This is a genomic window from Putridiphycobacter roseus, assembly GCF_003234935.1.
In the GTDB taxonomy this organism is placed as follows: domain Bacteria; phylum Bacteroidota; class Bacteroidia; order Flavobacteriales_D; family Crocinitomicaceae; genus Putridiphycobacter; species Putridiphycobacter roseus.
Genome location: NZ_QKSB01000007.1, coordinates 199,849 through 209,853 on the forward strand (window position 1 = coordinate 199,849; position 10,005 = coordinate 209,853).

Consider the following 10,005-nt stretch of genomic DNA (forward strand, 5'->3'; position numbering starts at 1 on the left):
GTTAAACGAAAAATAATTTATTTAAAATCCCAATCGATTAATTGATTGGGATTTTTTAAGTTTTAAAATTACCTTATAAACACTGTAATGATGATTAATTAAACGGATTTAATTCACTCCTTTTAAATAATGATTAACTTTGAAAAGCTAAAATAAATCATGGAAATTAAGATAATAAATAAATCCAATAATGTTATTCCTAAATACGAAACCGAAGGTTCCGCAGGGGTGGATTTGAGAGCAAGTATAAAAGAAACAATCACGCTAAAACCTTTGGAAAGAGCTTTGATAAAAACAGGGCTTTATTTAGAAATTCCTGTAGGATTCGAAGCGCAAGTTCGACCAAGAAGTGGGTTAGCATTTAAACATGGTTTAACCGTATTAAATTCACCAGGAACAATTGATGCAGACTATAGAGGAGAAATTGGCGTGATTTTGGTTAACTTGTCAAATGAAGCTGTGCAAATTGAAAATGAAGAAAGGATTGCACAATTGGTATTTGCAAAATGTGAACAGGCAATTTTTAATGAAGTAAGTGAACTGTCTGAAACAATTCGTGGAACCGGAGGGTTTGGCAGTACAGGAAAAAAATAATAATAGATGAAAATAATTATTCCAATGGCAGGACGAGGTAGTAGGTTAAGACCACATACCTTGACTGTGCCTAAACCATTAGTACCAGTAGGAGGAAAGCCAATTGTTCACCGGTTAGTAGAAGATATAGTAGAGACTTGTGCTGAAAAAATTGATGAAATTGCTTTTGTAATTGGTGATTTTGGAAAAGAAGTGGAGCGAGAATTAATTCAAATGGCGAATGATATCGGTGCTGAAGGAAAAGTGTTTTATCAAGATAAAGCTTTGGGTACAGCACATGCGGTATTATGTGCAGCGGAATGTCTAGAAGGACCTGTAATTGTTGCATTTGCCGACACTTTGTTTAAAGCAGATTTTAAATTGGATGCTGATGCAGACGGAATAATTTGGGTCAATCAAATTGACGACCCTTCTGCATTTGGAGTCGTAAAGTTAGATAAGGATAATTATATTACTGATTTTGTTGAAAAACCAGTGGAATATGTTTCAAATTTAGCAATGATTGGGATCTACTATTTTAAAGATGGTGGGAAACTAAAAGAAGAACTTCAATATTTGATCGATAATGATATTATCAAAAGTGGGGAATATCAATTGCCTGATGCTTTGAGAAATTTAACGAAAAAAGGAATAAAATTTAAAACAGGCGAAGTTACGGAATGGCTCGATTGTGGCAACCCAAAAGCTACCGTGCACACCAATCAAAGAGTATTGGAATTTGATAAAGAGAAGGATTTGGTCTCTTCAGATGTCCAATTAAAGAATTCTGTAATTATAGCACCGTGTTTTGTTGGTAAAAATGTGGTTATTGAAAATTCTATCGTAGGACCACACGTGTCTCTAGGGAAGGGTACCGTTGTTAATAATGCAGTAATTAGTAATTCCATTGTTCAGAAAAACGCTGTCATTTCAAACACTGTTTTAAAAGGTTCAATGATTGGTAATTACGCAAAAATATTAAGCCATAGTAAAGAAATTAGTATAGGTGATTATACAACTATTGAGTAAGTGAAAATAAAGAAATTATATCAGCTAATTGGAGGCATTCTTATTTTAGGAATGCTCAATGCTTGTGGAAATACAAAAAAAATTCAACCCCAACCTAAGTCTGACTCTAATTTTGCATATAAGTCAGTTTTTCACGAAGCGAATAGTCAAAAATTAATTGGCAACGACGAACAAGCTATTGCTTTATTCTTGAAATGTATCGGAATGAAACCAGATGCTGCAGCACCTAATTATGCTATTGCTAGTATTTACCAAAGCCAAAGTAATACGACAAAAAGTGTGGAATATGCGCTAAAAGCATATGAATTAGACCAAGAAAATAAATGGTACGCTGTACATTTAGCGGATGCCTATTTTGGCATGGGTGACTATCATAAAAGTGCAAAGTATTACGACTTAATCATTAATAAATTTAAAGATAGAAATATTGAGTTTAAGTCTAAATTAGCCCAATCTTACCTTTATTCTAATCAAAAACAGAAAGCCATAGAGGTATTAGATTTAATTGAATTGGAAGCAGGAGTGTCTGCAATGACTGCCTTGACAAAACATGATTTATATCTGGAGTTGAATGATGAAGCTGCAGCTAATAATGAGCTATCCAATCTGTTTAACGAACAACCCAATAATTTAGAAGTAGGGTTGGAATCTATGGATTATTTTTTACAAACTCAACAAATAGAAAAAGCAAAAATAGCCATTGATTATATCCAACGTATTGAGCCTGAAAACCCAAATGCATATATTGGATTAGCGGAATTGAGCTTAAATAAAGGAGATATCGAAAAAGCTTTTGATTATTTAAGTAAAGGATTACCGAGTAATGAAATTCCATTAGATAAAAAAGTATATCTGCTAGAATCAATATCAAATATGGCTTTTGATAATCGATTTCCAGACCATGCAATGGTGAATTCTGAACTTGGTGGTTTACTCCTTAAAATGATTAAAATAGATGCAGAGTCACCAGAAATATTGAACTACTATGGAAAGTATTTAATGCAAAATAATCAAATAGATTCAGCGAGAACGTATTTTAATAAAACCATTGAATATGCACCATCTGATTATACCTATTGGATTAACTTATTGGATGCAGATTATATTACAGAAAACTATGACCAATTAATAGTAGATGCACAAAAAGCACAGTTAGTCTTTCCAAATCAACCCATGATTTACCTTTTACTTGGAATTGGACATTATGAAAAACATCAATACGAGGAAGCAGAAACTGCTTTTTTTATGGGCAATGAAATGGTATTAAATGATGAAAATTTGAAAGTTGAATTCGAATACCATCAAGCTAAAAATAAATGGAAACAAGGAGATAAGGTTGAAGCGAAACTAACCCTTGAAAAAATAATTGAAAAGGAAATTAATAAGGGCCGATTTTCACATGGATTCGCAAAATTACTAAGTGTCGATAAGGACTATAGTCATGCTATAGATTATGAAAAAATCGCAGTGGAAAATGAACCGAATAGTGCTATTTATAATGCGGAATTAGCTAAATTGTATTTTAAAACAAAGGATTTTAATGCGGCAAAAAATTATATAGAAAAGGCAATCTCTATTGATTTAGACAATGTTACTTATTTAGAGTTTTATGGAGATGTAAATGCTTTACTTGGGAATGCAAGTCGGGCTATGGAAATTTGGGTGGAAGCAGGAAAAATTAAAATGAACCCAAACTTAAAAAAGAAAATTGAAACAGGAATTTATCATGAATAGTCGTCTAAACATCATATACCTAATTTGTTCATTGTTTATACTGTTTAGTTGCGGTAATGATAAAAACTTGAAATTGGTTGACATTAAGGTTAATGACAAGGAATTAAGTGAGCATTTGTTGGAATTAAATAAACATGACTTTGATTTCTTTTACAGTAAAATCTATGTTGATTACAAAAGTAGTTCTGTTAATCAGTCATTTAAATCATCTTTAAAAATGACAGTCGACTCTGCATTTTCTGGAACCATCAGTTATGCGAGTTTTATCATTGCCAATTTTATTGCTTCTCAAGATTCCATTAAGGCGGTCTACAAACAAAACAAATGTTACTTTACCGAAAATTTTTCTTACATATCTTCTATCATTGGTGTAGAATTAGAGTACGAGTTTTTACAAAGTATGCTTTTAGGAAAACCAATAGGGGTAGACTCCACCGTAAAGTATAAGCAAATTAAAGAAAAGGATAAGGCTTTTCATATTTTAGCTTCACATAAAAAAAGAATTTATAAAAAAATAGAAAAAGAAAAAATGGATGTGGACAATGAAAAATTAGATGATATTTTTATAAAATATTATTTTTCAGCATCTAGTTTGGCACTAAAAAAAATAATCTTTGAAGTGCCAAGTGATTCTGTTTCTATTGCCATTAATTATGTTGAATCAATAGTGGAGGCTGATTATTTGCTGCCAGATTATACGACACTTGTAATATCCATGCCTAAGGATACTCTTTCCATTGGTTTATCTTATAGTAAGCAATCTGTAAATAATAGAAGAGATCATATTTTTTCTGTACCTGACCATTATGAGAATTGTAATCAATAAAACATTGTTATTTTGCTTCATTGGGCTTCTCTCTTTCACTTTGTTGGGACAGCAAAAGGAATCGGATAAATTAAAACAACAACAAAAAGAATTAGAGAATAAGATATCATTTACAGAAAATTTATTAAAAAGTACCACTGATGATAAGTTGAACTTAAGTAAGAATATTAGTCTTATCAATCACAAAATTGAGTACCGCGAGGCATTGCTAAATAATATTTCAGTTCAATTAAAAACATTAAATACTAATGTATTAGCTTATCAAAATGAAATAGAGCTATTGAGTGCACAAGTACTTGTTTTGGAAGAACAGTATAAAAAAATGATTGTACAGGCGTATAAAATGAGGAGTGAAACAGCATCTGTATTCTTTATTATTTCTGCTGCTAATTATAACCAAGCTAACAAACGAATGGTTTATTTGTCGCAAATTACTAAGTATAGAGCAGATCAAATTTATCGAATTAAACAGTTAAGGAATCAAATACAAAATAATTTACTTTTACTTGAAGACGCCAAAACAGACCAACAGGTGCTAAAGGAGTCTAAACAACGTGAAAAAAATAAATATTTAAAAGATAGGGCTTTAAAAATTGAAAATATAAATAGCTTAACAGGGAAAGAAAAATTGCTACAAGACGAATTGCTGGCACAAAAGAAAAAGTCGGATGCTATAAAACGTGCTATTAGTAAAGCTATTAATAAAGAGATTGCAGATGCTCAAAAAAAGGCAAAAGCAACACCGAAAACAATTAAGGAAACCAAAGAAATTGCGTTAAATAATAGTGGTTTCGAGGCAAACAAAGGTCGGTTGCCATGGCCAGTATCTAAAGGTGAAATTACTAAAGGTTTTGGTAAACAAGCGCATCCATTACACCCCGGGGTATACACTTATAATAGTGGCTTAGATATTACTACAGTTAAAGGAGCGACCGTGAGAGCCGTTTATGCTGGTGTGGTGAGTAGTATAATTAATATTCCTGGTGCTGGAAAGGCAATTATCATTGCACATGGTAATTACAGAACTATTTATAGTAATTTGCAAGAAGTGTATGTTCAAAAAGGAGATAAAGTATTAGTGAAACAAGAAATGGGAGCATTGTTAATTCAAACGAATGGAAGTGTTTCAGAAGTACATTTTGAGATTAGAAAAATTACAGATGAAGGTCAAATTGATAACCTGAACCCCGCTTTTTGGTTATACCAATGATTAAAATTTAATAAATTTCATTCGCCATACACCAAGTATCGCTTCCTTAAATATACCAGTACTCATTTTAGAAGTACCAAATTCACGATCGATAAACGTAATAGGTACTTCAACTACTTTAAAGTGCATTTTAATAGCCGCATATTTCATGCATATTTGAAAAGCATATCCTTTAAAGTTGATGAGATCAAAATTAATTTTTTCTAAAACCTCTCTATGGTAACATTTGAATCCTGCAGTGGTATCTTTAATTCTAATCCATAAAATCATTCTAACATAAAATGAAGCTAAAAAGGATAGTAATAATCGTTTTCTGTCCCAATTTGCAACCTTTCCGCCTTTTATATACCTAGAGCCAATCGCAAGTTGCGCGTTTTCTATTTTACAAGCATTCACTAGCCTTATTAAATCATCTGGATTGTGTGAAAAGTCGGCATCCATTTCGCATATATATTCATAGGACTTATTTAGTGCCCATTTAAACCCGTGTATGTATGCAGTACCTAAACCTAATTTTCCTGAACGTTCTTCAATAAATAATTTATCCGGGTATTCTTTTTGCAATGCTTTAACCAATTGGGCCGTTCCATCCGGAGAACCATCATCAACAATTAATAAATCGAACGCAGGAGATAAACTCATTACTTTATGAATCATCTTAACAATGTTCTCTTTTTCGTTGTAAGTAGGTATAATTACTAAATTATTATTCATTTAATTGGATTAAAACTTCGGCTAAGATAATTTTTTACTTTCAAAATATTCAAATTATGGACAATATTTAACTTTATTTTGGTTTTTTTTCATCCTTTTAATATTTTTTTACGCCAAGATAATGGGTTTTTTTGTTAAGAGTTCATTTTGATTGCAATAGGACTATCTATCACGTTTGGCGCTATTTTTCACCTTATTTTTATATCGACAGAAAACTAAGTTTAATCGATTGATAACTTTGCCTTATCGATAAATTTAACCATTTTGTTAATAATAGTTAATATATTTGTTGAATAATAATAAATAAAATGATGAATATGAAAAACACAATTCTTTTTCAAAAAGTGTCGCGTTTTCTTTTCACATGCTTAGTCGTGTTAGGCTTTTCGAGTCTGTCTTATAGTGCAATAGGCCATAAGACAAGTTTGGAAGCGCCAGCACCTTCGGGATGTGATTTGAATTCAGGTACTATTACGGGAGAACAATCTTCATGTGGAGGTTTTAACCCAACGATTCTTACGAGTACAGCAGCCGCTTCGGGTGGTAGTACTAGTAAAGGGGCGATCGAATATCAATGGATGAAAACAAGTGCATCTACCTCAGGGGTTTTAACCGCTATACCGGGTGCGAATTCTGTTGATTATGACCCGCCATTTATAACGGAAACAACTAAGTATCGTAGATGTGCAAGACGTGCACAATGCGGTGTATGGTGGACCGGAGAAACAGTTGATTTGACGATTACCGTAAATCCTGCTTTAACCGCTTCCGTGTTAACCACTAATTCAACTTGTACAACAGATACTTTAAAAGTATGTGATGTTTTTGATTATGATGGTAACAGAACTATTTGGTTGCCTTCTTTTGGAGGAACCTCCGGGGTATCATTATTTACTATAGTGAATAATTCTGGTAAACTATACCAATTTAAAGATGGTACTGCTCATTTTGTAGGAAAAGCTGAAAAAACAAATGATGCAAACAAAATGCTTTATTTTTCAGTTTGGTTTAAAGATAAAAAAGATTGGACCGCTTGGAGTGCAACTTCGGGACATGGTTATAAAGGAAATGGAACTAGTGCTAACCATACCATGTGGGATTATTACATGATGGACCAATCTAAAGAAAATAAAATTACAGGCTTAGGAGATTATGCTGGCTTAGAATTAGATTTAACCCATAAACCTTCTAATGGTAGTATGGGAATGCAACTTGGACTTGGTGCAAATGATCAAGATGCAAGTTACGGAATGTCTTTCTGGTTTGATTACACAAGTACTACTCCTGGTTATTCTGGAAATGGTGATTTTAATACGGATTTATCTGGATGTATTGATCAACCATCTTGCGGAGCAACTGCAATCGTAAATATTATTACTGGTACAGCACCATATATATACGATTGGTCAAACGGACAATATGGAAATGAAATTAAAGAAGCGTGTGCTTCTCAAAATTCAGTAACTATTACAGATAGTCTAGGTTGTACTTTAACGGAATCTTTTACTATTAATAATTCTCAAACTTGTTGTGCAAATTTAATTCCTGGTACTATTGGCTATAACCAATCTAATTGTGGACCTTTTACACCAAGTGTAATTGTAAATTTAGTATCTGCTATTGATTTAAACGGTGTAGGTGTTGACTATGTATGGATGTATAGAAATGCTACTACTGCTGGAGTTTGGACTTCTACCGGAGTGATGACCGATACGATTCAACCAGGTTTAATTACTGAGACTACCGATTTTATTAGATGTGTTGGTGTTATTGGATGTGGAACTTACCCTGGCGAAACTAATTTTGTAACTATGACTGTTCATCCTGATTTAACACTTGGGTTAACAGCGACTGATGCAACTTGTGCTAATCTTAATGGTGGAACGGCAACTGTTAATGTGATAAGTGGAAATGATCCATATTCTTATTTATGGAATGATGCTTTGAATTCTACGACTGCTTCACTTACTGGTCTTACTTCAGGAACTTATACAGTTACTGTAACTGATTCTAATAATTGTGTAACTACTGATTCTGTAATGGTGCAAGGTCCACTGAATTGTTGTAATGTAATAATTCCTGGAACAGTTGGATATAGTCAAACCAATTGTGGCCCTTTTACACCTGCTACTATTGTTAGTTTATCTCCAGCTACTAATCCATTTGGAATTGGTGTGGAATATATATGGATGTATAGAAGTGCAAGTACATCATGGGCTTGGACTTCAACAGGTGTAATGACGGATTCTATTCAACCTGGTTTAATTACTGAAACTACTCATTTTGTGAGATGTGAAAGAAATGTGGGTTGTCCTACTTATCCTGCCGAATCAAATTTTGTAACTATTACTATTCATCCTTTACCAGTTGCAGTAGCAACGGCAACTGATGCTTTATGTAATGGAGCAGCTGATGGTACTGCAACAGTAAATGTAACTGTTGGAACAGCGCCATATACTTATGCTTGGAATAATGGCGGTACAACTGCTTCGCTTACCGGTTTAGTTGCAGGAACTTATTCTGTAGTAGTAACAGATTCTAATGGATGTGTTGCTAATGCTATGGTTACAGTAAATGAACCAACTGACTTAACAGCAAATGGAACTGGCTCTGCTACATCTTGTCATGGAGACAATGATGGAACAGTAACAGTAATTGCTGCAGGCGGAACTGCACCTTATACTTATGCTTGGAGTAATGGCGGTACAACTGCTACACTTACTGGATTAGTTGCAGGAACTTATACGGTAACCATAACAGATGCAAATGGCTGTACTGAAACAGCAATGGCAACTGTAACAGAACCTACATCAATGATGTTGTCAATGACATCATCTATTAATAATGTTTGTTTTGGAGCTTCAAATGCAACGGCAACAGTTGTTGCTACAGGTGGTACAACAGGATATACTTATTTATGGAATGATGCATCAGCTTCTACTGGTATGAGTGCAACAGGATTAAGTGCTGGTACTTATACAGTAATTGTAACGGATGCCAATGGATGTGTAAAGTCTGATAGTGTAACTTTTGTTGATCCAAACGAAATGATAGCAACTCCTATCGTGTCAGGTCCAACTTGTGATGTTTCAAATGATGGTTCTGCTAGTGTTAGTGTAACTGGAGGAACTGCACCATATTCATATTTATGGAATGATCCTGCTGCTTCAACTACTTCTTATGTTTCAGGTTTAGCGCCAGGTAATTATTCTGTAACTATAACTGATGCTACGGGATGTAGTATTATTCAAAATATTACTGTTGTACAGTCTAATGTTGACTGTTGTATTCTTATAATTCCAGGAACGGTTGGATACAGTCAAACGAATTGTGGTCCTTTTGTACCTGCAACTATTGTTAGTTTATCACCAGCTACAAATATTACTGGTGGTGGTGTGGAATATATTTGGATGTATAGAAATGCAAGTACATCATGGGCTTGGACTTCAACAGGTGTAATGACCGATTCTATTCAACCTGGTTTAATTTCAGAAACTACTGATTTTATTAGATGTGAAAGAAATGTGGGTTGTCCTACTTATCCTGCCGAATCAAATTTTGTAACTATTACTATTCATCCTTTACCAGTTGCAGTAGCAACGGCAACTGATGCATTATGTAATGGAGCAGCTGATGGTACTGCAACAGTAAATGTAACTGTTGGAACAGCGCCATATACTTATGCTTGGAGTAATGGCGGTACAACTGCTACACTTTCCGGTTTAGTTGCAGGAACTTATTCTGTAGTAGTAACAGATTCTAATGGATGTGTTGCTAATGCTATGGTTACAGTAATTGAACCAACTGACTTAACAGCGAATGGAACTGGTTCTGCTTTATCTTGTCATGGAGACAATGATGGAACAGTAACAGTGATTGCTGCAGGCGGAACTGCACCTTATACTTATGCTTGGAGTAA

Annotated in this window: 7 protein-coding genes; 6 read left to right on the top strand and 1 reads right to left on the bottom strand. The window is 33.8% G+C overall.

Features of this window, described 5'->3' with window-relative positions; all coding sequences use genetic code 11:
* Positions 1 to 159: 159 nt before the first annotated feature.
* Genes dut through DNU06_RS12580 form a run of 5 tightly spaced genes read left to right on the top strand, consistent with a single transcriptional unit; the run spans position 160 to position 5,372 of the window.
* Positions 160 to 594, top strand: a complete 435-nt coding sequence (gene dut / locus DNU06_RS12560; RefSeq protein WP_111063724.1) for a dUTP diphosphatase — start codon at positions 160 to 162, stop codon at positions 592 to 594.
* Between the two features lie 6 nt (positions 595 to 600).
* Complete coding sequence (locus DNU06_RS12565) at positions 601 to 1,602, top strand: sugar phosphate nucleotidyltransferase (RefSeq protein ID WP_111063726.1); 1,002 nt, start codon at positions 601 to 603, stop codon at positions 1,600 to 1,602.
* Positions 1,603 to 3,336 (top strand): tetratricopeptide repeat protein, encoded by a 1,734-nt coding sequence (locus DNU06_RS12570; RefSeq protein WP_111063728.1) that lies wholly within the window; start codon positions 1,603 to 1,605, stop codon positions 3,334 to 3,336.
* Positions 3,329 to 4,162, top strand: a complete 834-nt coding sequence (locus DNU06_RS12575) for a DUF4292 domain-containing protein (RefSeq protein WP_111063730.1) — start codon at positions 3,329 to 3,331, stop codon at positions 4,160 to 4,162. The genes DNU06_RS12570 and DNU06_RS12575 overlap by 8 nt, the downstream gene beginning before the upstream one ends.
* The gene (locus tag DNU06_RS12580; RefSeq protein WP_111063733.1) at positions 4,143 to 5,372 is read left to right on the top strand and encodes a murein hydrolase activator EnvC family protein; all 1,230 of its coding nucleotides are present in this window, start codon (positions 4,143 to 4,145) and stop codon (positions 5,370 to 5,372) included. The genes DNU06_RS12575 and DNU06_RS12580 overlap by 20 nt, the downstream gene beginning before the upstream one ends.
* Here DNU06_RS12580 and DNU06_RS12585 read toward each other — a convergent pair whose 3' ends face one another.
* Entirely contained in the window at positions 5,373 to 6,086 is a 714-nt protein-coding gene (locus tag DNU06_RS12585; protein ID WP_111063735.1) for a polyprenol monophosphomannose synthase, read from the bottom strand.
* 317 nt (positions 6,087 to 6,403) lie between these two features.
* Between DNU06_RS12585 and DNU06_RS12590 the strand changes: the two genes are divergently transcribed.
* A partial coding sequence (locus DNU06_RS12590; protein ID WP_199399025.1) for a SprB repeat-containing protein occupies positions 6,404 to 10,005 on the top strand: 3,602 nt, incomplete at its 3' end.